At 58.4% G+C, this 24212-nt stretch carries 18 protein-coding genes and 2 pseudogenes; 6 read left to right on the top strand and 14 right to left on the bottom strand.

The genetic code is table 11. The annotated features are described in order from the left end of the window. Nucleotides 1-61: 61 nt before the first annotated feature. Complete coding sequence (gene dusA, locus ACZZZ4_RS26565) at nucleotides 62-1048, top strand: tRNA dihydrouridine(20/20a) synthase DusA (RefSeq protein ID WP_463549204.1); 987 nt, start codon at nucleotides 62-64, stop codon at nucleotides 1046-1048. A gap of 49 nt (nucleotides 1049-1097) precedes the next feature. On the opposite strand, the gene ACZZZ4_RS26570 is transcribed toward dusA, so the two are convergent. Next, entirely contained in the window at nucleotides 1098-1931 is an 834-nt protein-coding gene (locus ACZZZ4_RS26570) for an undecaprenyl-diphosphate phosphatase (RefSeq protein ID WP_463549205.1), read from the bottom strand. Nucleotides 1932-2421: 490 nt separating this feature from the next. Here ACZZZ4_RS26570 and ACZZZ4_RS26575 point away from each other — a divergent pair, with 490 nt between their 5' ends. From ACZZZ4_RS26575 to ACZZZ4_RS26585, 3 genes are all read left to right on the top strand, one after another. Further along, entirely contained in the window at nucleotides 2422-3162 is a 741-nt protein-coding gene (locus ACZZZ4_RS26575) for a winged helix-turn-helix domain-containing protein (RefSeq protein ID WP_463549206.1), read from the top strand. Nucleotides 3163-3439: 277 nt separating this feature from the next. Beyond that, on the top strand, nucleotides 3440-4099 hold the full coding sequence (locus ACZZZ4_RS26580) for a winged helix-turn-helix domain-containing protein (protein WP_039760697.1): 660 nt from the start codon (nucleotides 3440-3442) through the stop codon (nucleotides 4097-4099). Between the two features lie 389 nt (nucleotides 4100-4488). Further along, nucleotides 4489-5883 carry an undecaprenyl-phosphate glucose phosphotransferase gene (locus tag ACZZZ4_RS26585; RefSeq protein ID WP_463538502.1) on the top strand — a complete coding sequence of 465 codons (1395 nt, stop codon included), beginning with the start codon at nucleotides 4489-4491 and terminating at the stop codon, nucleotides 5881-5883. 1066 nt (nucleotides 5884-6949) lie between these two features. Here ACZZZ4_RS26585 and ACZZZ4_RS26590 read toward each other — a convergent pair. The 6 genes from ACZZZ4_RS26590 to galE all read right to left on the bottom strand — a co-directional run bounded on the left by ACZZZ4_RS26590 (nucleotide 6950) and on the right by galE (nucleotide 13150). Beyond that, nucleotides 6950-9028 (bottom strand): YjbH domain-containing protein, encoded by a 2079-nt coding sequence (locus tag ACZZZ4_RS26590; RefSeq protein WP_039760701.1) that lies wholly within the window; start codon nucleotides 9026-9028, stop codon nucleotides 6950-6952. Next, nucleotides 9025-9786 (bottom strand): capsule biosynthesis GfcC family protein, encoded by a 762-nt coding sequence (locus ACZZZ4_RS26595; RefSeq protein WP_129999665.1) that lies wholly within the window; start codon nucleotides 9784-9786, stop codon nucleotides 9025-9027. Before ACZZZ4_RS26595 ends, ACZZZ4_RS26590 begins: the two co-directional genes overlap by 4 nt. Next, complete coding sequence (locus ACZZZ4_RS26600) at nucleotides 9783-10448, bottom strand: YjbF family lipoprotein (protein WP_463549207.1); 666 nt, start codon at nucleotides 10446-10448, stop codon at nucleotides 9783-9785. The genes ACZZZ4_RS26595 and ACZZZ4_RS26600 overlap by 4 nt, the downstream gene beginning before the upstream one ends. A gap of 12 nt (nucleotides 10449-10460) precedes the next feature. After that, complete coding sequence (locus ACZZZ4_RS26605) at nucleotides 10461-11576, bottom strand: polysaccharide biosynthesis/export family protein (protein WP_172667912.1); 1116 nt, start codon at nucleotides 11574-11576, stop codon at nucleotides 10461-10463. Nucleotides 11577-11666: 90 nt separating this feature from the next. Further along, on the bottom strand, nucleotides 11667-11903 hold the full coding sequence (locus ACZZZ4_RS26610) for a hypothetical protein (protein ID WP_016775457.1): 237 nt from the start codon (nucleotides 11901-11903) through the stop codon (nucleotides 11667-11669). 230 nt (nucleotides 11904-12133) lie between these two features. Continuing rightward, the gene (galE, locus tag ACZZZ4_RS26615; RefSeq protein ID WP_463549208.1) at nucleotides 12134-13150 is read right to left on the bottom strand and encodes a UDP-glucose 4-epimerase GalE; all 1017 of its coding nucleotides are present in this window, start codon (nucleotides 13148-13150) and stop codon (nucleotides 12134-12136) included. A 387-nt stretch (nucleotides 13151-13537) separates the two neighbouring features. Between galE and galU the strand changes: the two genes are divergently transcribed. Then, on the top strand, nucleotides 13538-14371 hold the full coding sequence (gene galU / locus ACZZZ4_RS26620) for a UTP--glucose-1-phosphate uridylyltransferase GalU (RefSeq protein WP_024013613.1): 834 nt from the start codon (nucleotides 13538-13540) through the stop codon (nucleotides 14369-14371). A 31-nt stretch (nucleotides 14372-14402) separates the two neighbouring features. Further along, on the top strand, nucleotides 14403-14816 hold the full coding sequence (locus ACZZZ4_RS26625) for a mannose-1-phosphate guanylyltransferase (protein ID WP_463549209.1): 414 nt from the start codon (nucleotides 14403-14405) through the stop codon (nucleotides 14814-14816). Nucleotides 14817-14994: 178 nt separating this feature from the next. Here ACZZZ4_RS26625 and ACZZZ4_RS26630 read toward each other — a convergent pair whose 3' ends face one another. From ACZZZ4_RS26630 to ACZZZ4_RS26660, 7 genes and pseudogenes are all read right to left on the bottom strand, one after another. Beyond that, entirely contained in the window at nucleotides 14995-16125 is a 1131-nt protein-coding gene (locus tag ACZZZ4_RS26630; protein WP_463549210.1) for an SGNH/GDSL hydrolase family protein, read from the bottom strand. 223 nt (nucleotides 16126-16348) lie between these two features. Then, a pseudogene (locus ACZZZ4_RS26635) lies at nucleotides 16349-17394 on the bottom strand (acyltransferase family protein). Nucleotides 17395-17406: 12 nt separating this feature from the next. Continuing rightward, the gene (locus ACZZZ4_RS26640; RefSeq protein ID WP_039760718.1) at nucleotides 17407-18510 is read right to left on the bottom strand and encodes a hypothetical protein; all 1104 of its coding nucleotides are present in this window, start codon (nucleotides 18508-18510) and stop codon (nucleotides 17407-17409) included. Continuing rightward, on the bottom strand, nucleotides 18501-19733 hold the full coding sequence (locus ACZZZ4_RS26645; RefSeq protein ID WP_463549211.1) for an MATE family efflux transporter: 1233 nt from the start codon (nucleotides 19731-19733) through the stop codon (nucleotides 18501-18503). The genes ACZZZ4_RS26640 and ACZZZ4_RS26645 overlap by 10 nt, the downstream gene beginning before the upstream one ends. After that, entirely contained in the window at nucleotides 19730-20842 is a 1113-nt protein-coding gene (locus ACZZZ4_RS26650; RefSeq protein WP_463549212.1) for a polysaccharide pyruvyl transferase family protein, read from the bottom strand. Before ACZZZ4_RS26650 ends, ACZZZ4_RS26645 begins: the two co-directional genes overlap by 4 nt. Before the next feature lie 15 nt (nucleotides 20843-20857). Further along, nucleotides 20858-21939: pseudogene (locus tag ACZZZ4_RS26655) on the bottom strand (glycosyltransferase). 40 nt (nucleotides 21940-21979) lie between these two features. Further along, a complete protein-coding gene (locus tag ACZZZ4_RS26660) occupies nucleotides 21980-24202 on the bottom strand; it encodes a polysaccharide biosynthesis tyrosine autokinase (protein ID WP_463549213.1) in 2223 nt (740 codons plus the stop codon). Nucleotides 24203-24212 lie beyond the last annotated feature (10 nt).

The raw sequence follows: 24212 nt of genomic DNA on the forward strand, positions 1-24212 counted from the left end.
TTGCCGTTCCGTAATCCTGATAAACTCTTGCGCCTTCGCCTTCTTGATCCAGATTCCTCACATGTCCCTACACCCCGCCCCACTCTCCCGCCGTTTTTCCGTCGCGCCCATGATGGATTGGACGGACCGCCATTGCCGGTACTTCCTGCGCCTCCTGTCCAAGCACGCCCTGCTCTACACCGAAATGGTCACCACTGGCGCGTTGCTCAACGGTGATCACGAACGTTTCCTGCGTCACAACGAAGCCGAGCACCCGCTGGCGTTGCAGCTCGGCGGTAGTGTTCCGCTCGATCTCGCCGCCTGCGCGCGCATGGCTCAGGAGCACGGCTACGACGAGGTGAACCTCAACGTCGGCTGCCCAAGCGATCGTGTCCAGAACAACATGATCGGTGCGTGCCTGATGGGGCATCCGCAGTTGGTGGCTGATTGTGTGAAGGCGATGCGTGATGCGGTGTCGATTCCGGTAACGGTGAAGCATCGGATCGGCATCAACGGGCGCGACAGTTATGCCGAGCTGTGCGATTTCGTCGGTACGGTGCGGGATGCCGGCTGCACGAGTTTTACCGTGCATGCGCGGATTGCAATTCTCGAGGGGTTGTCGCCGAAGGAGAATCGCGACATTCCGCCGTTGCGCTATGACGTCGCGGCGCAGTTGAAGGCGGATTTTCCGGAGCTGGAGATTGTGCTGAACGGCGGGATCAAGACCATGGAGGCCTGCCATGAGCATCTGCAGACGTTCGATGGCGTGATGTTGGGGCGTGAGGCTTATCACAATCCGTATTTGCTGGCCGAGGTGGATCAGCAGTTGTTTGGCAGTTCGGCGCCGGTGATCAGTCGGGCTGAGGCGTTGGCGCAGTTGCGTCCTTATATAGCCGAGCATTTGCTGGCCGGTGGTGCGATGCATCACATCACGCGGCATGTGCTGGGCCTGGGCACGGGGTTCCCGGGCGCGCGGAAATTCCGTCAGTTGTTGTCGGTGGATATTCACAAGGCCAAAGATCCGCTGGCGTTGCTGGATCAGGCGGCGGAACTGCTTGAAGGGCGTTGATGCCCTCCCCTCATTCAGCCAGGCGGTTTGATTCGCCTGGCTTGACGCCTCAAGCGGCCGCAGCCGCCGTCCAGTTCACCCAGCCAAACACCCACGTCGCCAGAATCAACAAACCAAAACCGATCCGGTACCACGCGAACGCGGCATAGCTGTGGTTGGCGATAAATTTCAGCAGACCACGCACGGCGATCATGGCGAAGATGAATGCGGTGACGAAGCCGAGGGCGAAGACTGGCAGGTCGTTGGGTTGGAACAGGTCGCGGTATTTGTAGCCGGAATAAACGGCGGCGCCGACCATGGTCGGCATGGCGAGGAAAAACGAGAACTCGGTGGCGGCTTTGCGCGAAAGGCCAAAGAGCAGACCGCCGATGATGGTCGAGCCGGAACGCGAGGTGCCGGGAATCATCGCCAGGCATTGTACGAAACCGACCTTCAACGCGTGAGACCAGCGCATGTCGTCGACATGTTCGACGCTGACTACATGGCTGCGCTGTTCGGCCCACAACATGACGATGCCGCCGACAACCAGGGCCACCGCAACGGTGATCGGGTTGAACAGGTATTCATGAATCGCGTCGGCGAATAACACGCCGAGGATAACGGCCGGGAAAAACGCGATCAGCAGATTAAGGGTGAAACGTTGCGCGTTGCGCTCGGTGGGCAGGCCTTTGACGATTTCGAAGATCTTCGGACGAAATTCCCAGACCACAGCAAGAATGGCCCCCAGTTGAATAATGATGTTGAACGCCATCGCGCGTTCGCCGCCAAACTCGAGCAGGTCGGCGACAATAATCTGGTGGCCGGTACTTGAAATGGGCAAGAACTCGGTCAAGCCTTCTACCGCGCCTAATATCAACACCTGGAAAACGGTCCAGAAATCCATTAATCCTCCGTCAGAGCACTCAGGGTGAGCGACCGGTTCAATAACACTCAGGGGTTGAGTATCTGAAGTATGCATACAGCGATTCGCCGATCCGGAAGAATAGGGTTTATGCAGAGTTAGACTCAAGGGCTGTTAGTAATCGTCGGCCGACGAACTAAACGGAAAAAATTTACATCTATTACAACAAATATTTCAGTTCAGATATGAAGTGTGATCAACCTCACACATTGTTGACATGGCCAATCAGTGGCAAAAGGACACAGACAAAGCCATCGCCACAAGCTCAAAATAGTGGCACCATTGCATATAGCCATCACTTACGCATTAGTTCACAAGCCCGAGAAAATCAACTAAAAGCCTGAAAAGCTTAGTTATTGTTAGAAAACTCGGGAGACACGTCTAAAATCCGCGCAAATGTTACCAATTGTCAGTCACAGATGAGAACCGGTGCTTTAACATCCCGATGTCAGCACCTAATTCGAGTCAACGCATGATGCTCTCAGGGAACTTGGCGACTAGAAGTCCGCGCCCGACAAATGATGAATCCGGTGTTCTTGCTCTGGGTCGTACAATGGGTGTGGCTGATCATTTCAGATCGCTGATCGCAAAGCACGTGCAGCCCGATATGACCCTGGAAACAGGTGCTTTCACTAGTTCATATAAACAGCGCGGCTACATAGGTTCCTACCGCGCCATTTTCGTCATCATCGATAATCCACAAGCTATCGAAGAAAATCTGGCCCTGGTGCAGACCCTGCGCGATGACAACTTGAAGCCACTTATTTGCGCTGTCGTTACCGGCCGCGGTGCCGTCAACAAGATCAAATATTTCCTCGCCGGGGCGGATGCCTGTATCAAGCTCAACACATTGAGCGATGACAGCGAAGACTTGCTGGCGGAATTCTTCAACAGCGAAGACTGGCAACGAGATATCAACCTCACGCTTGATCCGACGCGGATCTGCCTGATGGACAGTCGGCGCAAACTGGATATCTCTTTCGCCGAAATGAAGATCCTCGAGGCCTTTGCGCACACAGGCAATCACATTTTGAGTCATGATGAAATCGCCGGCATCATGGGCCTCAACGCCAATTTCTACGACCCTCGGGCACTGGAAAAATCAATCAGTCGCTTGCGTGGAAAAATCAAGGACATGTATGGTACAAACGCGATTCAGAGCATCCGCGGCTACGGCTATCGCCTGATGCGGGGCCTGATATCGACTGCCTGAGTCTCGGGCAGTCTTCCCTTTTGCATACGTACGAAGGATCGTCTGATGCAGCCATATCGTTTGAATAGCGCCTCATACTTATTAAAACTCAAGCACTTGAATGAGCACGGCATCACGCCACATAACAATAAAACTCCATAACATAGCAGCAGATCGAGTGGAATTTATCGATGGCCATTTTCGGCCAGAACCCTGCCTACGATTACTTCCGAGGAAGTCATTGCTCGCCTGCCGATTTATCTTTTAGCCAATTTTGGTGTGTATTTAGGAGAGAGACATGGAAACGAGTACAACCCTCCCCAGAAAATATTTTGTTGTTGTGACGCACAGCACAACGTCGCAACGTGAACTGGAAAGCATCTTGTCCAGTGAGCGTTTCAATTCGTTTGGCACGTCGCAGGCACAAATGTTTGTTGAAGGTGTTGCTTCGCCCTCTTCCGCCCCGATGGTCATGGAGTTCAGTTACCCAAGCCTCAGCCGAAAGAATGTTGCGCGCAGTATCGAACATGATACCCAACGCATACTGGCCACTCTTGAAAATGAATGGCGAGCCGCGCAAACAGACAATCCGTTTCAAAGCTTCCCGACCCGCAGTGCAGAACGCGCTCATATCTCCAATGTCACCGAGAGCACTGAGCCTTGCAGCGACACCTGGCATCTTGACGATGAACAAGGCGTGCTGCTCAAGGACAATGTTGCGATCAGCCTGACTGGTCTGGAAACCGCTCTGGTCAGAAAAATGCTGAGCCATGATGAGCGTGTGGTCAGTCGCGATGACCTGATCATCAGCATTGGTCGGGAACCCGAGCAATACCGTGGCCTGGAAATGTGCCTGAGCCGATTGCAGGACAAGTTCAAGAGTGCGAGTAATGGCGAGCGATTGTTCCGAGCCGTAAGAAATCGCGGATATTGCCTGATCCAGGAAGTCGTCGCTTAATCACAAGCGACACACAAACCGAGACAAACAGATATAAAGTGCGACTACAACAACAAGAAGAGCACTCTGTTTGGTTTACCCTCCCTGATTCGATAAAAACTCCCTGCCTCCACCCTTCAACAGTAACAAATACGCCCTCGCTTTTTCATCCCCCTCTCTACGACCTTTTCTAACAGCTATCTATTTAATTATTAAAAAGTTGGCACTGTGCCATCTTGTTAGAACTCGTCAGACACCATTTCCGGCAATAACTTAGTCTATTGGCTGACGACAGTTCGGCTCTCGATGTTGTTACCTCAAGACACTCGCTAAAACAAAAACAATAAGTCTGCATAACAACTCGGCTTTCAACTGTTGAAACCTGAATGGACGTCTTTTGGGGATATCGTATGGATCTTTCTCTCAGTATTAATCGAAGCACGGGCCTCAAGGGACTGACCTTTTGGGGCCAATGGGCGCTGGCACAGACTTTCGTTGTGACGCTGCTGTTCATTCTTGCTGAACAGCACACCGGCACCGTCGCGTTCTACTACCGAATGTGCGCCACCCTCGCCGTCCTGGCCTCGGTGCCCGCTTACACATTCACGGGTGTTTATCGCAAACGCGACAACTACCTGACTGGCCTCGGCCGCCTGTTCATGGGCTGGTCGATGACCATGGCCGCGCTGGCGTGCATTGCGTTTGTCTGTCAGGCCGATGAGCTGTTTTCCCGTCAGGTGATCTTGAGTTGGGCGGTATACGGCTTCCTCGGTCAGGCATTCCTCTACGCGCCGTTGCACGCGTTTTCCAAGTACTACCAGCGCTCGCGTAAAAGCGAACACCGGACGCTGATTGTCGGCACTGGCGAACTGGCGTTGGGCCTGGCGAAGAAACTCAGCCAACTGGAAAACCTGCCGCTGATTGGCCTGGTCAGCAACGGTGACAAACCGGTCCTCGCTTCCGACGCACCGCGTGTCGTTGGCGCTCAGGACGAGTTGCTTGAGCTGATCGAAGCCCACGACATCCGCCGCTTGTACATCACCCTGCCGCTGTGCGAAGCCGCGAAAATCGAAGCGATGTATGTCGATTTGCTCGGTGCCAACGTCGATGTGGTGTGGGTGCCGGACTTGAACAGCCTGACCCTGCTCAACCATTCGGTGAAAGTCGTGGATGGTCTGCCGGCGATCTACTTGAACGAAAGCCCGCTGACCAGCCGCCCGACCGCTGCCCTGAGCAAGAGTCTGGTTGAGAAAACCGTGGCATTCCTGGCGATCATCGCCCTCAGTCCGCTGCTGTTGATCATCGCTCTGGCGGTAAAACTCAACTCGCCCGGCCCGGTGTTTTTCAAGCAGGACCGCCATGGCTGGAACGGCAAGGTGATCAAGGTCTGGAAATTCCGTTCGATGCGTGTCCACGATGACCGCGAGGTGAAACAGGCCAGCCGCAATGACTCGCGTATCACCGCAGTAGGTCGTTTTATCCGCCGTACTTCGCTGGACGAACTGCCGCAGTTGTTCAACGTATTGCAGGGGCACATGGCGCTGGTGGGGCCACGGCCGCATGCGGTGGCGCACAACAATTACTACTCGGGCAAGATCCTCGCTTACATGGCGCGTCACCGAATCAAACCGGGCATCACTGGCCTGGCACAGATCAGCGGCTGCCGCGGTGAGACCGATACCATCGACAAGATGCAGAAGCGTGTCGAGATTGACCTGCAGTACATCAACAGCTGGTCGTTGTGGCTGGATCTGAAGATCCTGGTGAAGACGCCGTTTACGTTGTTGTCGAAGGATATCTACTGAGGTTCAGCGCTTCAGATCACAAGGGGACGAGAGTCCCCTTTTTTGTGGGTGGGATTTGGGTAATCAGTATCGACTACAGGTGCGCCCCCGTGGGAGCGAGCCTGCTCCCGAAAGCGGTGTGTCAGGCGATGAGATGTTGGATGTGTCGGCGCCTTCGCGAGCAGGCTCGCTCCCACAGGGATCAGGGTTAGGGTCGAAAACTGTGCTGTAACACAACCCCTGTGGGAGCGAGCCTGCTCGCGAAAGCGTTGTGTCAGGCACTGGAGATGTTGGATGTGCCGGACCATTCGCGAGCAGGCTCGCTCCAACGGGAATTAGGGTTTGGGTCGAAAATTGTGGTGTAACACAACCCCCGGTGGGAGTGGGCTTGCTCACGAAAGCGGTAGGTCAGGCGATGAATATGTTGGATGTGCCGGCGCCTTCGCGGGCAAGCCCGCTCCCACAGGGATTCGGGTTATGGCCGGGATGTGTGGCGTGGTGCCGATTTACTGTGGGAGTGAGCCTGCTCACGAAAGCGCTGAGTCAGGCGATGGCGATGCTGGAGGTGCTGGCGCCTTCGCGAGCAGGCTCGCTCCCACAGGGATTCGGGTTATGGCCGGAATGTTTGGCGTGGTGCCGATTTACTGTGGGAGTGGGCTTGCTGACGAAAGCGCTGAGTCAGGCGATGGCGATGCTGGAGGTGCTGGCGCCTTCGCGAGCAGGCTCGCTCCCACAGGGATTCGGGTTATGGCCGGAATGTTTGGCGTGGTGCCGATTTACTGTGGGAGTGGGCTTGCTCACGAAAGCGCTGAGTCAGGCGATGGCGATGCTGGAGGTGCTGGCGCCTTCGCGAGCAGGCTCGCTCCCACAGGGATTCGGGTTATGGCCGGAATGTTTGGCGTGGTGCCGATTTACTGTGGGAGTGGGCTTGCTCACGAAAGCGCTGAGTCAGGCGATGAAGATGTTGGATGTGCCGGCGCCTTCGCGGGCAAGCCCGCTCCCACAGGGGTTGGGTTATGGCCGGGATGTGTGGCGTGACGCAGGCTCACGCCTACACAGGATTTGTTTCGGCTCGGGAGACCAGCGCTTACTCGGTAATCTTTTCGAAATTGCGATAGAACATGTCCCCTTCCCGGCTATCGGTCATCGAGTGCAGTTGATAGCTGCGGCTCAGTCTGGCGCCGCCATCTCGGGTCAGTGGTGCCCAGACCAGGTTGGCACGGCGCATGGTCGACATGCTCATCATTTCGTCGAACGGGATCGACAGGTACAGGCCCTTGTCGAAACTACCTTCGCCATATTCCGCGCTGCTGGCCGTGGTGATAGTCGCCCAGGCACCGACGCGCACACCGTTGAAAAACTCGCGCGAGATGTCCACGGTGGTGCCCCAGTCTCCGGCCAGATAGCGACCGACACTGACCGCCGCCAGCGTGTCGAACGGCAGGTCGGTATAGCCGGTGATATGCCCGGTCACTACCGAGTAATCGCGCAAGGCAAAGCCCTGATCGAAATCACGCTGGCGCACCCAGTTCAGATCCGCGCCCAGCGACCAGCGCTCGCCGGTCGGGCGGAACAACACTTCCGCGCCGACGCCGGCAAACATCGATTCCAGATAGCCGCCGTACACCATGCCGTACAGATCCTTGTCCAACTGCTCGGCATGGCTGAGCTGGAACAACGGCATGGTCGTGTTTGACGTCGTCAGGTACTGGCGCAAATCCGTGCGCACGCGGGGCAATCCGCTTGGCGCGTCGTAGACGAATTTGTCGAAGTTGTTGACCAGGTTGGCGCTGAGCAAACCGCTCCACCAGGTGTTGCGGTTGAAGCGGTATTCCGCGTCGGCGTCAGCACTGAACTGATAGAGCAAACCATCCGGGCCGCCGACGTTCTGCTTGAAGCCCAATCCTACGCCGTAACTGAAATGCTGCGGCGCTTCGCTGTAGAGGGTTTTCTCGTTGTGCGGCATAGCCGGGTTGATTTCGGTGGTGCGGTGCAGCGCCTCCAAGGGTTCTTCGTTGTTGATCACTTCGCGGAAGGTCTGGCGCGGCAGGCTGGTTTCTTCCAGCGGCAAGTCATAACGCTTGTTGACCACGGTGAACCAGTCGATGTCGTCGTTGACGCTGTTGTCGAGAATCCGGCTCGCGCGGCCAACGGCTTTGGACGAATGGAAATAACGCTGCTGCTCGCCATAGACGATCAGTTCGGAATCGCGCTGGCTGATGCGCTCGACCTTGTACCCGGCATTCTGCTGCAAACGCCGCGACACATCGGCCCAGTTGACCTGTTCCATCGAGGTCGTCGGCGCCTTCGCCGGCAGCGGTTCGGGGGTCGGATCGTAGGTCTTGGCCGGCGCCTTGCGGCTGACGAAATTGGTGTGAAAGGTCACGCCGAACATCGCCGTATTGCCGCGTTCCCACGCGGCGCTCAGGTCGATCGAATCGGTCACCTTGAATACCGCGCCGAGGTTGATCGGCGAGTCCTGTTTGATCTCGTTGTCCTTCGGCTCGTTCTTGTAGTCGTTGCCTTCGAATTCAAGCTTCAGACTCAGCCGATCCCACGGCGTCTGGTAGCTCACGCCGCCGAACAGCGAAGGTTTGCCGCGAAAGTACGCGCCGGAGTTGACGTCACCGGTGCCTTCCAGTGCCGGTCGGGTATCGAAGCGGCTGCTGGCATACCCCAGAGGGTTGTCGAAGTCGCCGCGATTACCGATGTAACCCCAGGCGATGCCGGCACTGAAATCGAAATTGTCGAAGCGCTTGTTGGCGACGAAGAATTCGCTGGAGAACAAACCGGTACCACCGATATCTCGGAAGCCCAGCGCCACTTCCGGCGCCCAATGGCTTTCCTGCCACAGGCGCACTTTGGCGTCGACCGCCTTGTCCTTGTAGCTTTGACTGCCGCTGAGGGCCTCCGAGCCGTACGGCCGGTTGGTGATCGCGGTGTAGCGGAACGAACCTTCGAGCCAGTCCAGCGGTTGCAACGACACGCTGTAGCGGCTGTACGGGTCGGTGCGGTTGGCGTTGACGCTCAGCTCGCCGGCCGGGGCCATCCGTGCCGTCGGCGTCTGCAAAAGACCGGCGCCACCGAAGTCATTCTGGGTGATGCGCGGCTCGGCGTGAGCCAGGCCGCAGGGCAACAACAACACAGCTGCAAAACGTAACTTCAACGAACCACCTCGGCCAGCTGCGTGGCAATGAATTCGGCCAACTGCTGATTCAATTCAGGAAGAGGCGGATCAAGATCATCATTTTTTATCGGCACCAGAATCCGGCTGCCGGCCACCGGAAACTGCCCGGACTCGCGATTCCAGTGCGCGATGCCGACGCGCCGCGACACGCCGTTGGGCTGGATCAACCACAGGTAATCGGCCTCGGCATCGTCGAGAATCGAGCAGCCTTCGAGGTATTCGCGGGCCTCCTGCAATGGCTGGTACGGCAAGTGGCACGGCTCGGTGACTGCGCCCAACACCTGCACTTCATCAACCCGTTTCGGATAGATCAGCCGATCGCCGTCATCCAGACGAATGTTGCGCGCGAAGCCGACTTCCACCGCTACCGGATCGAGGTCAGCGATCTGCCGTCCGGTCACTGGCATTTGTCGGACTTCTTCAGCAACGCGCTGTGCCAGTGCCGCGCGACTAGGCCGATCAAACAGCGTCGCCATGCGTTGCAGCACCTCGAGATCGAACAGCACGCCGACCTTGAGCCGCGTCTGTTCCGCGACCAGCGACTGGCGCAACAAGCCGCCTGCCAGCCAGTAGCCTTCGGCATTCGGCACGGCTTCGCTGATCACATCGAGCAGGCGCCCGCCCGGCGGCAATGCGATCGGACCGGGATTGGCGACGTCGCCGGACACGGTGACGGCGGCCTGACACGCCCCAGAGATCAGCAAAAGACCCGCCGCGATAAGGCCCAGGCGCTTCACGGCAGATGCCTGCGGTCAGGAGTCAATTGCACCAGCTTGACGCGCAATTGCGAGGTCAGTTGTTGCTCGCTCTGCAGAATGAAACCGTCCCGCGGGTCGACCCAGTAACGATTGGTTGCGCTGAGGCCGATGGCTGGGGCGTCGATCTGTTCATCGACGCGCAGCACCGAGTAAGCCTTGTCGAGAATCTCCAGGGTCTCGGTGGAACGGCGCGAAAAGCGGCTGTTGACGATCACGCCGACTTCCTGGCCCTTGTACAGATCAATCCAGCGCCGTGTGGTGAAACCGTCGGCGACGTGATGCAGGCCTTGCTTGAACGGCGAATCATCGGCCAGCCGCGTGCCATCCAGATCACCTTGCAGGCCGAGGCCGATGCTGCGCACGGCGATGCCATCGCGCAGTAGCAAGACCTGCTTGCCGGAGGCTACCCAGAACTGCAGATCTTCGCGCTCGCGCACCAGCGCCAGCACGCCTGAGCCGGACGGCGTGGTCAGTTTGAGTTGCGGGTAATTGACCCCGGCGACTTCGGCCGCCGAAACGTCAACCTCGTCGGGGCCGACGACGGCGGCCTTGAGGTTGTTCAGCGAAGCACTCATTAGCGGATTGCAGCCGCACAGCAACGAGGCCGCCATCAGGCAGACGCCCACTTTCAATAGGTTCACAGTCGGGCGGCCTTATTTGCTGTTGTTGCTGTATTCGCTCCAGTTCTTCGCTGCCGAAGCTCCGGTGCCGACAATCGACGCCGACGGCACCAACTGGCTGATGAAACGGTTCCAGCGAGTAACGTTGGCCGGGCCGACGTAGACGACATCCTGCGGCCGCACCTGGAAGTGCGAGGCCAGCGCCATGGCGGTCGGCGATTCGGCTTCGAGCTGATAAATCTTGGCTGGCTCGACGTCGAGGTTTTCCACGCCGCGAATCACGTACACCGCGTTGCCGTTGGAACTGGTCTGACTCAGGCCACCGACCGAACCGAGTACGTCGGACAGATTCATGGTCGCGGTCTTGAAGCTCAGCGCGCGCGGCTGGTTGACCTCGCCCATGACGTAGATGCGCTTGTTGTCGTTGTACGGCAGATACAGCTGATCGCCGCCCTTGAGGTAGACGTTCTGCAGTTCGGAATCCTGCTGATTGAGCGAATCGAGATTGAGCGGATAGACCCGCCCGTTGCGCGTCAGCAACAGCCCGGACAAGTCAGCATTGTTGGTGTCGATGCCAGCGGAACCGAGGGCTTCGACCACGCTCAGCGGATTGGTCGAAATCGCTTGCGGACCGGCTTTCGTAACGGCGCCGGTGACCACAACTTTCTGGCTGGCGAAGCGCAGCACCGCGACATCGACCTGCGGCTCGGCGATGAATGCCGATAAGCGCTGTTCGATGTCCGCGCGCAGTTGCTGGATAGTCCGGCCGGCGGCCTGGACTTCCTTGATGAACGGGTAATACAGCGTGCCATCGGAGCGCACCAGACGGCCATTGGCATCGATCTGTTGTTGCGCGCCGGAGGGGGCAGTCAGCTCCGGGTGATCCCAGACGGTGATGTACAGCACGTCGTTGTTGCCGATGCGATATTCCGCCGGCGTCACCAGCAGCTCCGCCGGCAGCGACTCACGCTTCTGCGTGGCGCGGTTCATGGCGATCAGCTTCGGGGTGATCGGGATCAGCTCGACCCGACTGCTTTCGCTGGCACCCTGGCGGGTGATATCGCTGGTGCTCAGGTACTGGCCGGGGGAAAACATGCAACCTTGCAAAGCGAGACTTGCCAACATTAAAAGATAAACACTACGAGTCATAATGGCACTACGCTATTCAAGGGCGAATCCAAAAACAAAGTCACCCGACTTGCGTCGGGCGACTCTGTACTGCACTAACAAATGTTCCTGTTAGTTATGCGTGCCGGTTGTACCGGTGGTACCCGTCGTACCGGTGGTACCACCGTTGGCACTGCCACCGCTGTTGGACGCCGCTACAGCACTGGCAACCATTGCAGTACTGGCCGCGGGCGCTTGCGAAGCCGCCACACTGCCACCTACATTGGTTACCGCTGTCAACGGCGCTTCAGCGGCGGCAGCCCAGTTGCTCAACATCGTCAACAGGGCAACTGCCATCACTTTTTTCATAACAACTCCTTTCTAACATTCGAACTGTTAAAAAACAGGTCTGTGTCAGAGCTGGTAGCTTTCAAGTCCGCAAAGAGCGCGAACAAGATCCGTTGTTCTTTCACAGCGCTACGCAACTGCTAAAGTCGAACGGCAGGTTTATATCTACGGATTTGCAAATGGCATTGCCAGTGTAATTTCCCGACGTTATCTAACAACCTGACTGAAACTAACATCGGACTAAATGGCCATCATCGCGAATAACCATTGGGATGATTCGATTGCCAGCGCCAAGTATCGGCGACCATGTCCTGCAAGTTGCGCGTGGCTTTCCAGCCGAGTTCTTTCGCCGCTTTCGAAGCATCGGCGAAACTTTCGGCGATATCACCGGCACGGCGCGGCATCATCCGGTACGGCACCGGCCGCCCGCACACCTGTTCGAAGGCATGCAGCACTTGCAGCACGCTGTAGCCATCGCCGGTGCCGAGGTTCCAGGTGTGGATGCCGGTGCATTCGCTGATCGACTCCAACGCTTTCAAATGCCCATCCGCCAGGTCAACGACATGGATGTAATCGCGCACGCCGGTGCCATCGGCGGTCGGGTAATCGTTACCGAAGATCGACAACTCGCGCAGGCTGCCGACCGCAACCTGGCTGATATAAGGCACCAGATTGTTCGGGATGCCGTTGGGGTCTTCGCCCATATGCCCGCTGGCGTGGGCGCCGATCGGGTTGAAGTAGCGCAGCAGCGCGATGCTCCAGCGCGGCTCGGCGAGGCTCAGGTCGCGCAGCACGTTCTCGACGATCAGCTTGGACTGGCCGTAGGGATTGGTTGGATTGCCCGTCGGAAAATCCTCGCGAATCGGCATTTCTTCAGGCTCGCCGTACACCGTCGCCGAGGAACTGAACACCAGCCGGAACACCCCCGCCGCTGCCATCGCCTGACACAGGGTGATGCTGCCGCCGACGTTGGTTTCGTAGTATTCGAGCGGCTTGCGCACACTCTCGCCCACGGCTTTGAGCCCGGCGAAATGCAGCACGGCGTCGATCTGATGCTCGCGGAAAATCCGGTCGAGCAACGGCCGATCGCAGACGTCGCCGCGAATCATCCATGCACTTTTGCCGCAAATGGCTTCAACGGCGTGGAGTGCTGCGTCGCTGCTGTTACAAAGATTATCCAGAACGACAACTTCATAACCTGCTTCAAGCAATGCAAGTGTGGTATGCGAGCCGATATAGCCGGCGCCACCCGTTACCAGAATCTTCATAGCGCGGTCCGTCATTGAATAAATACCCGGTAGCGTGTCAAGCCATGCCTGGTGGAGATGCGGAGCAATTCACACAAACAGGGCGACAACAACCTCAAACAAATTTAGTTCAACCACTGGCAATAATTATTTTTGCCGGTCAAACTGTTTGACGGGTACTTATTAGCACTCCCTGGATACTTATCACTATCGACAGATACCGACTAAAAATAACTTCTAACCAAGTAGTCGACATCTCATAACATTAGTGCTTTTTAACAGCACAACTAATTGCCAGCAACAACCTGACTCGGGTATTAAAGTAAGCCTTCAATAATCATTGAAACTTGCCGCCACTTTGTGGTGCGCAACCGTCGCCTGTGTTCCATGACTGTCCAGGATACTTTTATGATTCGTAAATGTTTGTTCCCTGCTGCCGGCTACGGCACGCGTTTCTTGCCGGCCACCAAAGCCATGCCGAAAGAGATGCTGCCGATCGTCAACAAGCCGTTGATCGAATACGCCGTTGAAGAAGCCCGGGACGCCGGCCTGCAACACATGGCCATCGTCACCGGCCGGGGCAAGCGCGCGCTGGAAGACCACTTCGACATCAGCTACGAACTCGAGCACCAGATCCGTGGCACCGAGAAAGAGAAATTCCTCGCCGGCACCCGCGAGCTGATCGACACCTGCACTTTTTCCTACACCCGTCAGGTGGAAATGAAAGGTCTGGGCCACGCCATTCTCAGTGGCCGCCCGTTGATCGGCGATGAGCCGTTTGCCGTGGTGCTGGCCGACGACCTGTGTCTGAACCTCGAAGGCGACGGTGTGCTGTCGCAGATGATCCAGCTGTACAAGAAGTTTCGCTGCTCGATCGTCGCTATCCAGGAAGTCCCCGCGGACCAGACTCACAAGTACGGGGTGATTGCCGGTGAGCTGATTTCCGAGGGCATCTACCGGGTCAACAACATGGTGGAGAAACCGGCGCCGCAGGACGCGCCGTCGAACCTGGCGATCATCGGGCGCTACATCCTCACCCCGGACATCTTCGACCTGATCGCCGACACCGAACCGGGCAAGGGCGGCGAAATCCAGATCACCGACGCACTGATGAAACAAGCGCAGAACGGCTGCGTGCTGGCCTACAAATTCAAAGGCCTGCGCTTTGATTGCGGCGATGCCGAGGGTTACTTGCAAGCGACGAATTTCTGCTACGACAACGTGTACCTCAAGGGCCGCTGAGACGACTCCCCACCACCAGAGGCAGGCAACCATGAACATTGCACAACATTCGACAGAGATTGAACGTGAGGTGGGCAACCTCGGGGTGATGAGCTGGTTGTCGCGCCATCAACCGCTGCCCAGCGCCAACGAGACCTGGCTGGGCACGATTCTGCTGGTGGAGCGGATCGGCGTGTTCCCTGCGTCCGGCGATATTCGCCGGCCGCTGCGCGATCCCTATCCGCTGCTCGCGCACCTGAAAGCGTTGTATGGCGAACAGGCGCTGGAAATGGATGACCGCGATGGCCTGAAGGTGATCTTCAGCGACTGGCGTTTTCGCGTGCGCATCTGCTGCAACGACCCGGCGATCATCATCAACGTCGAGACGCGCTGTGATGCGCGGTTGATGCCGCGCAAGCTTGACGAACTGCTGGGGCTCATCGACGCCTTCAAGCACGACGTCTGATCACCCGAACTTCACGCCAATCCATTGTGGGAGCGAGCCTGCTCGCGGAAGCGGCGGCACAGTCAGCATTGATCGTTCCCACGCTCCGCGTGGGAATGCATCCAGTGACGCTCTGCGTCACGCTGCGGAGGGACGCGGAGCGTCCCGGGCGGCATTCCCACGCGGAGCGTGGGAACGATCATGGTGGCGAGTCGTCGCAACCGGTACTCGTACCCGTTATCCAGCCATAAAAATAATCGGCAATCACCTTCCCGCCCGTGGCCGGTAACGGATGAATCTTGTCCGGGCCGATCATCGCGCTGGCGTAGCGTTTGACGTCGGGGCCGAATGCGCATTGCAGGTTGGCGAAACCGAGCTGCTGTTCACGCGCCCACGGTTCGAGCACCTGCGCGTAGGCCGACATCGGATAAGCGCTGGAACGCGTGGTGTCCTGACGCATGATCAGGTTGATGCTCGCCGCTGGCTGGATCTCGCGCAGCATGCTCACCAGGCCCTGAACGTTTTGCAGGTACTGCGCAGGTTTGACGCCGAAGCCCTGATCGTTGCCGCCGAGCATGATCAGGTAAACGTCGGCCGGAATCTTCGACACCACGGTTTTCCATTGCGTCTGCCACTGTCGATCGGCGTGATAGAAATCCGCCGATGCCGCGCCGGAAGCCGCCAGTTTCGACACTCGCACGCCTTGCTGAGCGTTGCCCAGCCACAGGCCGAACAGTGTCGGCGCGCCCTTCACCACCTCTAGTTTGAATGACCAGTCTGCGGCTGATGGAGCGCTGGGTAGCGCGACTTCCTGAACGCCTGAGCCTGCGAGTTTCAACGGTTGCCAGGCTTGCGCGGGCGACCAGCGATAGCGCAACTCATCGGATTCGCCATTGCCCAGATACAACAGTTTCGCCTGAGTGACCGTGGTATCGATGCGCGGCGAAGGACTGGCATCCACTTGCAACCACGCGCCCGGTTTGCCGCTGATCGTACGACTGTCCGGGCTGGCCTGGCCCAGCTCGGAAACCTTCCAGCCGCCGCCGAAGTATTTGTCGCTGCTGCGGGTGTATTTGAAATGCGTGCCGCCCAGCGCCGCGCCGTGGTTGAAACCAACGTAACCGGGGCCGGCGAAACCCACCTCGGCGGCCACTCGCTGCACCAGTTTGTTCAGGTAGAAATCCTGCCCGGCGGTGTAGCTGTCGCCAATCACCGAAACCGCCAGCACCTTGCCGGCCTTGCCCTCGCGCCACTGCGCAAAGCGCTGGCGGGCATCGTCTACCTGAACCACCGACGCTGCTACGGGTTGAGCGTCATCCACTGCCAGCATGCAAAATTTCCTTCATCTGTAATAACCCTTCCCGAGCAGGCTCGGTCCCACGGGGTTTATGGTCCTCCGCCAAATCTCTGCACATCGAAACACCTGTGGGAGCTGGCTTGCCAGCGATGGCTGTGGGTCAGTCAATATGACTGCGTCTGACCTGCCCCAATCGCTGGCAAGCCAGCTCCCACAGGGATTGTGTGATTTTGCAGCGAGCCTGCTCGCGAAGCTTTCAGCTGTTCTGCGTCTGCACCACCGGAGCCACAATCACCGGCGCTTTCTTCTTCGCCGCGCGCTCGCCCAGGAACAGCACCGAGGTGAAATCGAACCGGCTGAACACCATCGCCAACAGCACCGGCCCGAGCAATCCACAACTCAGACCACCAAGCACCAGCAAGCTCTCATCCTTCACGCCGAGGCGCCCAAGGACAAAGCGCGAGGTCGCTGCGAACAGCACATGAAACAGAAAAATCGCATAGGAATATCCGCCCAGCCAGGTCAGCGCTTTCGAGCGCATGTCACTCGAAAGCAACGCGATGCAAGACACGCACCCCACGGCCAAACCAATCAGGCTGCGGCGATCGACAATCAGCTCACGATCAATCGCAGCGACGTACAACAGCGTCAGCGAGATCAACACAAACAACAGTGGCCCGATCACTTTGAAACGCTGCTTCAAAACATCGACATTTTCCTGACCGATCATCCCCGCGACGAAAAACGGCAGCAGGTAGATCGCGCCGTTGATACCGAACGCATCCAGCGGCAACGGCGGCAGCAGGAACAACACCGCGGCAAACGCAAACAAGCCATACAGCCGCGTCGCCGAACGCAGCAGGCCGCGCCATTCCAGCAGGCCGACGAAGATGAAAATGCTGAACACCGCCTGCAGAAACCAAAAGTGGTTGATCGGCACCCAGAACGACAACAACGCATCGATCACGCCGACGTCCTTGTTCACTCCCGGCCCTACCGCTTGCAACACTGAAAACGGCACGCCGACGCAGAACAGTGGCACGAGCAACCGGCGCACCTTGCCGGCGAAGAAGGCGGAAAAGTCATTGCCGCGAATCTTGTAGATCGAATAGATGTAGCCGGAGATGAACGTGAACAGCGGCATGCGCACATACACCATCGAGTCGGCGATGACCCGGAACGGCGAGCCGATGTCGATCTTCAAGCCGCCGCCCAGCGGGCCGATGACGTGATAGAGCACCAGCAGCAGGCACGCCAGGCCGCGCAGGGTTTCGATTTCCAGGATTTGTTCTTGCTCGACATAGAGCACCTGCCTTAAGTGAGAATTCTTGATTCGACCTGCACCGGTTTGTTCGCGCGAAGCATCAAGCCCAAGCCGACGAACAACACCGGCACCACCATCGAGAAGTGCCGGGCGAAGGAGCCGAAGTCCGGCTCGAACAAGCCTTGCACCAACAGAAACGCCAGCGGAATCGCGATCAGTTCCTTGGGTTTGGTCTGGATCGGCGCGCCCTTGTAGTCGGTCGAAGTGATGACTTTGAACAGCAGCAGTGCAGTCATGATCATCAGCGCAACGAAGATCACCTGTCCCGGCCCGGACAGCAGAATCAGCTCAACCGGGAACGACAGGCGGAAGAAAATGATCATCGAATCCAGTGCCTGGGAGACGAAGTCACTGCCGCTGAGCCAGGAGACGATCAGCGATTTCGAGCCCTCCTCGCCCGCCGTGCGCAGCTCGTTGTTGCTCGCCCGGATTGACGACACCGGAAAGCCCAGCGCCAGCTGAATGGCCATGGCCACCGCCAGATAGAACAGGAACAGCATCAGAAAGAAGGTGAAGCGCGAGACGTACTTTTTCATCACGCAGACGCCGACCCACGACAGCGAAAACAGAATCCAGTACGGCCGGATCAGTACGCCGTAAATCACCGCCGAAAGAAAAAAGCCGCCGCGATATTTGCGCGTCAACGAGCTGAGCAGAATGCTCAACACCGCCACCGACACGATGATTTCCTTGGTCAGGTTCTCGAGGAAGAACGAGCGCACGATGCCCCACAGGCACAGGGTGCCGAAGATGGTCAGCGGCATGCGCCGAAACACCACCACCGGAATCGCCGTGAGAAAGAAATTGCAGAACATGCCGTAGGCCCAGGCATTGGTCAGGTTGATCCCGGTGGGCCGCAGCAGGAACGCCGAACATTCGTAGGACGAGCGATCCGGCGAGAACGGGTTCCAGAAATTGCAGTTGTCGGCGCGCGCATACGACGACCACAAGGTCATCGCATCCGGACCCGGATCACGCGGCACCAGCAACGGCATCGCCACTGACAGAAACAGCCCGGTGAACAGGATCAGGAAGGAAATCGACGAATCGAATTTGCGCCCACGAAACTCGATGCGCGGCAGTTTCAGGCCCATGACAGCGCAGCCTTTTTCGCGCCGCTGACACGGGTCAACAACGCGATCACGCCAAGCTGCACGACAATGGCGAAGACGTTGCCCCACGCCGCGCCATAGATCGAGTAATGCTTGATCAGCACATAGCTGACCGGCACTGAAATCAGCAGGCAGAGCGCCGCGCTGGCCAGCGACACCCGGCTGTTTTTCGAAGCAATCAAACCGCCCCAGACGATGTCGCCGATCGCCCGCAAGGCGAAGGAAAAAATCAGCACCGCGAGGAGCGCGTTATCCGGACGCGGCACGCTGGCGGCGACGTAATCGAGCAGCACATTGAAAAACACATAGATCGCCACGGCCACAACGGCGGAAACCACCAGCGAGCGCATCACCCATTTGTTGACGAACAGTTGCCTGACCGTGAACGCCTGTTGATCGGCCTGGAAACGCTTGGCCAGCACCGGAATGCCGACCACTGCCACCACCGCATAGGACAACGCCTGCAAAGTGTTGGCCGCCGACCACGCGTACACGTATTTGCCGAGGCTGGCGTAAGGCTCGAGGTCGATGATCAGAAAGCGCTCGGCGTACTGACTCAGCGCGATCAGACCGGTGCCGAGATAGAACGGCAAGCCGGCCTTCCACACCGTCGCGGTGTCCAGCGGCGCGGCTTCGCGGCCCTTGTGCACGTTCACCACGATCAAATAACCGGCGATGATCACCAGCACGTTGGCGGCGACCCACAGCCACAACACGCTGGCGATGCCCGCGACCCAGCCGAGCACCATGCCGCCCACCGCCAACACCGCCCACAGGCCGGTCTTGATGAAGAACAGCAGAGCACCGGCGGTGGCTTTCTGCGCGGAAAACACGAAGGAATTGATTTCGAACGACAGGTGCTCGGTGAGCAGCACCAGGGTCACGCAAAGGATCAGCGTGACGGTCGCTTCCACCGATTGGAACAGCGAATAGACCAGCACCGTCAGTACCGACAGCAACAGCCCCACCGCCAGATACAGCAGCAGAACCTTGTCGACCACCCGCCGCGAACTGCCGCCGACGCTGATCAGTCGGTTGATTTCGGAACTGAAGCCGACGCTGTAGAACTTCGACGCGATCAACGACGCCGCGACCACCACACCATAAAAGCCCAGCGCCTCGTAACCGAGGTAATGGGTGATGGCCAACACCAGCAAGAACTTCGCGCCCAAAGCTCCGCCGCGAAGCAACAGCCGAAATATCATCGAACGACACCCTTGATGATTTCGTCCATGGCCACGGTTTTCGCCTCGATCTCGCGGCAGGTGTCGGTCAGGCGCTTGCCGAAGTCCGTCAGCGCATTGGGTGCGTAAACGGTGTTGATGATGGTGTCGACATCGATGTCGCCGCCGTTGATCACCCAGTCCTCGACGCCCATGTCCTGATAGGCGCCAAAGCCTTTGCGCTCGTAGCTGATGTGATACGCCGGCACGCCGGAGAGCAGCGATTCGATGGCGCCGTGCAGACGCACCGAGATCACCAGGTCCGGTTGGTACTTGGCAATGGTTGCCTTCAGCGACAGCAGGTCGTCGTTGATGCCCAGCTCGCGGTAGAACGCGCCGTCATCGTTGCCACGTACGGCGCTTTGCACGGCGCAGACCACTTTACTTTTGTTCTTCAGACGCTGCAGCAGCAGTTTCAGATTGGCCACGTAAGCGACCTTCTTCTCTTTGCTCCACTCCGGCGGCTTGCGCAGCACCACGCAGACCGTCGCCGGCGAGGCGGCGCAGCGGGTGAATTTCGGTTGCTGCAGAATCTTGCTCGCCAGCGACTGCACGGCCAGATCCGGCGCGCGGTAGACGTTTTCGCAAGCATCAAAAATGGCCGAGGAACGGTTGTCACGCACGAACACCGCATCGGCGCTGGCGTAGTGCTCGACAATCTTGCTGCTCTCGCCGTGGAACGGGCCGATGCTCTGCGGCAGGTACACCGACGGCACTTGGCTGAGGATCGCGGTTTCCAGTTGCTTGGCGTGGCCAAGCTTAAGCTTGATGTGCTCGAAGGCGCTTTTCGAGCGCATGTAACCGCCGCCGACACCGACGATCAGATCGGTTTTCTTCAGCAGATCGGCGAGCCCGGCGTAGGACTGATTGAGAAACACCGCTTGCTTGACCCGCCCCAGACCCTTAGCCGCCATCACCGGCGCATCGAAACGCGGGTGCGGCAGATAGTTGAACGACTCAGGGTCGGACGCCACGACACTGATCGCGGTGTCCTCACCGAAGTTACGCTGCACCAGAGCAATGGCCAGATCGACGAGCAGACCGTCACCGGAGTTGGACGCACTGTAGCCATGCAAAATCGTTACGTTCATAAGCTTGAGTTCTACTTAATAAGTGGGAGCGTGATACAGGTCGTAGGTCTGGCGGATCATCAACGCGGCGCTGAAGCGTTCGCGGACAATGCTCCGGCCTTCATTGCCAAGGTCGAGCAGGCGCGGCTTCTGGATGATCGTCAAGACGTCGGCCAGCGCCTGGTGATCGCCGGACGGAAATACGTAGCCAGACACTTCGTTGGTGACCAGTTCCGGCAGCGAGGTGCAGTTGCTGGCAATCACCGGCAGCCCCATGGCCATGCCTTCCAGCGGCACCATGGCAAAGCCTTCCCAGCGACTCGGTACGATCAGCGCATCGGCTTTCTGATACAGCGCCTGCACTTCACTCGGGGTCACCCAGGGCAGGTACTCGACCGAATCCATCGGCGGGCACTCGACAGAGTCTTCGTTGACCGCACTGCCAACCACCGTCAGTTTGAGGTCGTTGCGATTGACCTTGGCGTAGGCCTTGAGCAGCACGTCGAAGCCTTTCTGGTAATCCAGACGCCCGACGAACAGCAGATGAATCGGCTCGGCGCCAGCGCTTTTCGGCGCGTCATCCTTGTGATGAATGCCGTTGTAGATCAGCTTCATGCGCTTGCGCTCGATACCGAAACGCGCGGCTTTATCCAGCTCGTACTGGCTGACGCAGATGATCACGTCGGTGACTTTCTGCAGCACCCGCTCGATCCACGCATAGACCTTCTGCTTGGTCGGCGAGCTTTCCATCAGGAATGAAAACGCATGGGGGCAGTAGACGATTTTCGGCTTGCGCCATGGTCGCAACAGCACGCACACAACACGGCCGATCACGCCGGAAAAGGTGCTGTGCAAATGCACGACGTCGGGTTTTTCCTTGAGCAGCACCTGGCTCAGACGCCAGGCGAAACGCAGCAGCGACGGCACGTTGCGGCCGCTGCGCGGGAAGGTGCGCACCTGTTGGGGGGCGATACCGTGCAGCTCTTTGGCCTGATCCTCGGGCACCAGATAGACCAGTTGATAATTCGCCGCGTCATCTTCGGGGATGCCGAGATCGTGCGGATCACCGTCGCCACGCCACCTTTGATCGTCTCTGCCACGTGCAGTATTTTTTTCACAACTCACCCACTTCAAACAGGAAAGAACAATCGGCAACCATCAGGATTTGTCGGACGCGTATTCGTAGTTGTAATAGCCAGTGCCGCCGTAATAGCTGGCCGCACGCTTCTCGACGCCGTTGAACACCGCGCCTTTCAACTCGATGCCGTTCTGGGCGAAGCGGCGAATGGTCAGTTCGATCTCTTTGGCCGGGTTCACCCCGAAGCGGGTGACAATCAGGCTGATCCCAGCCTCGCGACCGACGATGGCGGCATCGGTCACCGCCAGCAGCGGCGGCGTGTCGATGATCACCAGGTCGTAGCGCTCGCTGAGTTGCGCAAGCAGCTCACGGAAGTTGGCGTGCATCAGCAATTCGGAAGGATTGGGCGGCACTTGCCCCCGGCTGATGAAATGCAGGTTGTCGACTTCGACTTTGTTGATCGCCTGCTCAAGGGTGCAGCGCTTGACCAGCAGGTCGGACAAACCATTGCTGATCGGCGTGTTGAGGGTTTTGTGCAGATGCCCTTTGCGCATGTCGGCATCGATCAGCACCACGCGCTGGCCGCTCAGGGCCATGACCGCCGCAAGGTTGGACGAAACGAAGGTCTTGCCGACCTGCGGGCTCGGGCCGGAAATCATGATGCGGTTGTTGGTCGAGTCGAGCCCGGCAAAGTGCAGGCAGGTGCGCAGGCTGCGGATCGATTCGATCGACAGATCGGTCGGGTTGCGCAGCGCCAACAGATACGCTGGTTTGTCGACGCCATCGCGGGCGCGGCCCTTTTTGTTGTCCTCTTCCTCCTGCAAGGCGCTGTAGGGAATCGACGCATACACCGGCAGACCCAACTGCTCGATGCCTTCTGGACCTTCAAGGCCTCGGCTGAGGGATTTGCGCAGCAGCACCAGCGCCACGCCGACAAACGCGCCGAGTAATGTCGCGATCAGCACAATCAGCGCTTTCTTCGGTTTGATCGGGCTGGTCAGGTCGACATCAGCGGTATCGATCAAACGCACATTGCCAACGGCCCCGGCGCGGACGATGTCGAGTTCCTGGGATTTGTTCAGCAACTGCGTGTAGATCTGCGAAGCCACCTCGACGTCGCGGGTCAGGTTGAGCAGTTCCTGCTGAGTAGCCGGCAAGTCCTGAACCTTGCCTTCGAGGGATTTCTGCTGTTGGGTCAGCTCGCCGATCTGCGTCATCAAGGCGCGATAGGCCGGGTGCTGTTTGGTGAACTTGCGATCAAGCTCGGCCTGCTGCATTTTCAGTTCGGAGATGCGCGTTTCCAGCGCTACCGACTGGCCCAGCACCGACTGGGTTTCCAGCGAGATATTCACGGTCTTGCCGTGGGTCTGGTAGGCATTCAGAGCGTCGCTGGCCTTGGCCAGATCACGCTTGACCTGCGGCAACTGGCTTTGCAGGAAGGCCAGGCTCTGCGCGGCTTCCGCCGAAGTGCGGCGTACGTTTTGTTCGACGTAGAGCGAGGCGATCTTGTTGAGGATCTTCACCGCCTCGGCCGCGTCGGAGCTGGCCAGCGCCAGACGAATGATCCCCGACTCCTTGCCCTGTTCGGAGATATCCAGCGCGTCCTGATAGCCCTGAATGGTCACGATGCGTGGATTGCGCACCACTTGAAAACGCGTGCCGGGGTTGGCTGCCAGTTGCGCGATCTGCCCTTCTACGCCGTCGTTGGCAAACGCTTCGCCAGCCACACCTTCGGCGAGCAGATTGTCGTTTTCATCAAACAGCTCAAAGCGCTGCTGCTCGCCGGCAATCAGCGTGAGTTTCTTGCCGAGCAGATCTTTCGGCAACTCCAGCCGAGAGAACTCCAAGCGCTCACCGCCCCAGGCATAACTGTTAAAACCGAAACGCGGCGGCGCGACGCTGGTCTCGCTGTCACCGCGATAGCGCCGCGAAAGGAAGCCGCCGATCACTGGGAAAGTGTTGGGGGTGACGTCGATATCCAGGCGCAGGTCGTCAACGGTTTTGCCGATCACTGCGCGGGATTTGATGATGCCGATTTCGGTCACCGACGGCGATTGCCCGCCGAGCATGCTGTTGAGGTCGGAGAAACCGAGCATGTCGTTCTTTTTCGGTTCGACCTGCACCAGCGCGTTCGCCAGGTACACCGGCGTTGCCAGCACCGCATAGGCGACGCCGGTGACCATGAAGGCACCGGTCAGCGCACCGATCAGCCACTTCTGGTCGATCAGGCTGCCGAAGATGCCGAGCAGATCAATACTGTCTTGATCATTGTCGCGGGTGCCGATTACGGACGGTAACTGCATAAGTCTGTTC

This window comes from Pseudomonas sp. AC252, assembly GCF_979258105.1.

What these genes read in the sequence shown, in the direction of transcription:
- ACZZZ4_RS26605 (WP_172667912.1), bottom strand. Translation starts at nt 11,576, where the DNA reads ATGACTCGTAGTGTTTATCTTTTAATGTTGGCAAGTCTCGCTTTGCAA.
- ACZZZ4_RS26580 (WP_039760697.1), top strand. Translation starts at nt 3,440, where the DNA reads ATGGAAACGAGTACAACCCTCCCCAGAAAATATTTTGTTGTTGTGACG.
- galE (WP_463549208.1), bottom strand. Translation starts at nt 13,150, where the DNA reads ATGAAGATTCTGGTAACGGGTGGCGCCGGCTATATCGGCTCGCATACC.
- ACZZZ4_RS26660 (WP_463549213.1), bottom strand. Translation starts at nt 24,202, where the DNA reads ATGCAGTTACCGTCCGTAATCGGCACCCGCGACAATGATCAAGACAGT.
- ACZZZ4_RS26650 (WP_463549212.1), bottom strand. Translation starts at nt 20,842, where the DNA reads ATGAACGTAACGATTTTGCATGGCTACAGTGCGTCCAACTCCGGTGAC.
- ACZZZ4_RS26630 (WP_463549210.1), bottom strand. Translation starts at nt 16,125, where the DNA reads ATGCTGGCAGTGGATGACGCTCAACCCGTAGCAGCGTCGGTGGTTCAG.
- ACZZZ4_RS26640 (WP_039760718.1), bottom strand. Translation starts at nt 18,510, where the DNA reads ATGGGCCTGAAACTGCCGCGCATCGAGTTTCGTGGGCGCAAATTCGAT.
- ACZZZ4_RS26585 (WP_463538502.1), top strand. Translation starts at nt 4,489, where the DNA reads ATGGATCTTTCTCTCAGTATTAATCGAAGCACGGGCCTCAAGGGACTG.
- ACZZZ4_RS26625 (WP_463549209.1), top strand. Translation starts at nt 14,403, where the DNA reads ATGAACATTGCACAACATTCGACAGAGATTGAACGTGAGGTGGGCAAC.
- ACZZZ4_RS26645 (WP_463549211.1), bottom strand. Translation starts at nt 19,733, where the DNA reads ATGATATTTCGGCTGTTGCTTCGCGGCGGAGCTTTGGGCGCGAAGTTC.
- galU (WP_024013613.1), top strand. Translation starts at nt 13,538, where the DNA reads ATGATTCGTAAATGTTTGTTCCCTGCTGCCGGCTACGGCACGCGTTTC.
- dusA (WP_463549204.1), top strand. Translation starts at nt 62, where the DNA reads ATGTCCCTACACCCCGCCCCACTCTCCCGCCGTTTTTCCGTCGCGCCC.
- ACZZZ4_RS26610 (WP_016775457.1), bottom strand. Translation starts at nt 11,903, where the DNA reads ATGAAAAAAGTGATGGCAGTTGCCCTGTTGACGATGTTGAGCAACTGG.
- ACZZZ4_RS26570 (WP_463549205.1), bottom strand. Translation starts at nt 1,931, where the DNA reads ATGGATTTCTGGACCGTTTTCCAGGTGTTGATATTAGGCGCGGTAGAA.
- ACZZZ4_RS26575 (WP_463549206.1), top strand. Translation starts at nt 2,422, where the DNA reads ATGATGCTCTCAGGGAACTTGGCGACTAGAAGTCCGCGCCCGACAAAT.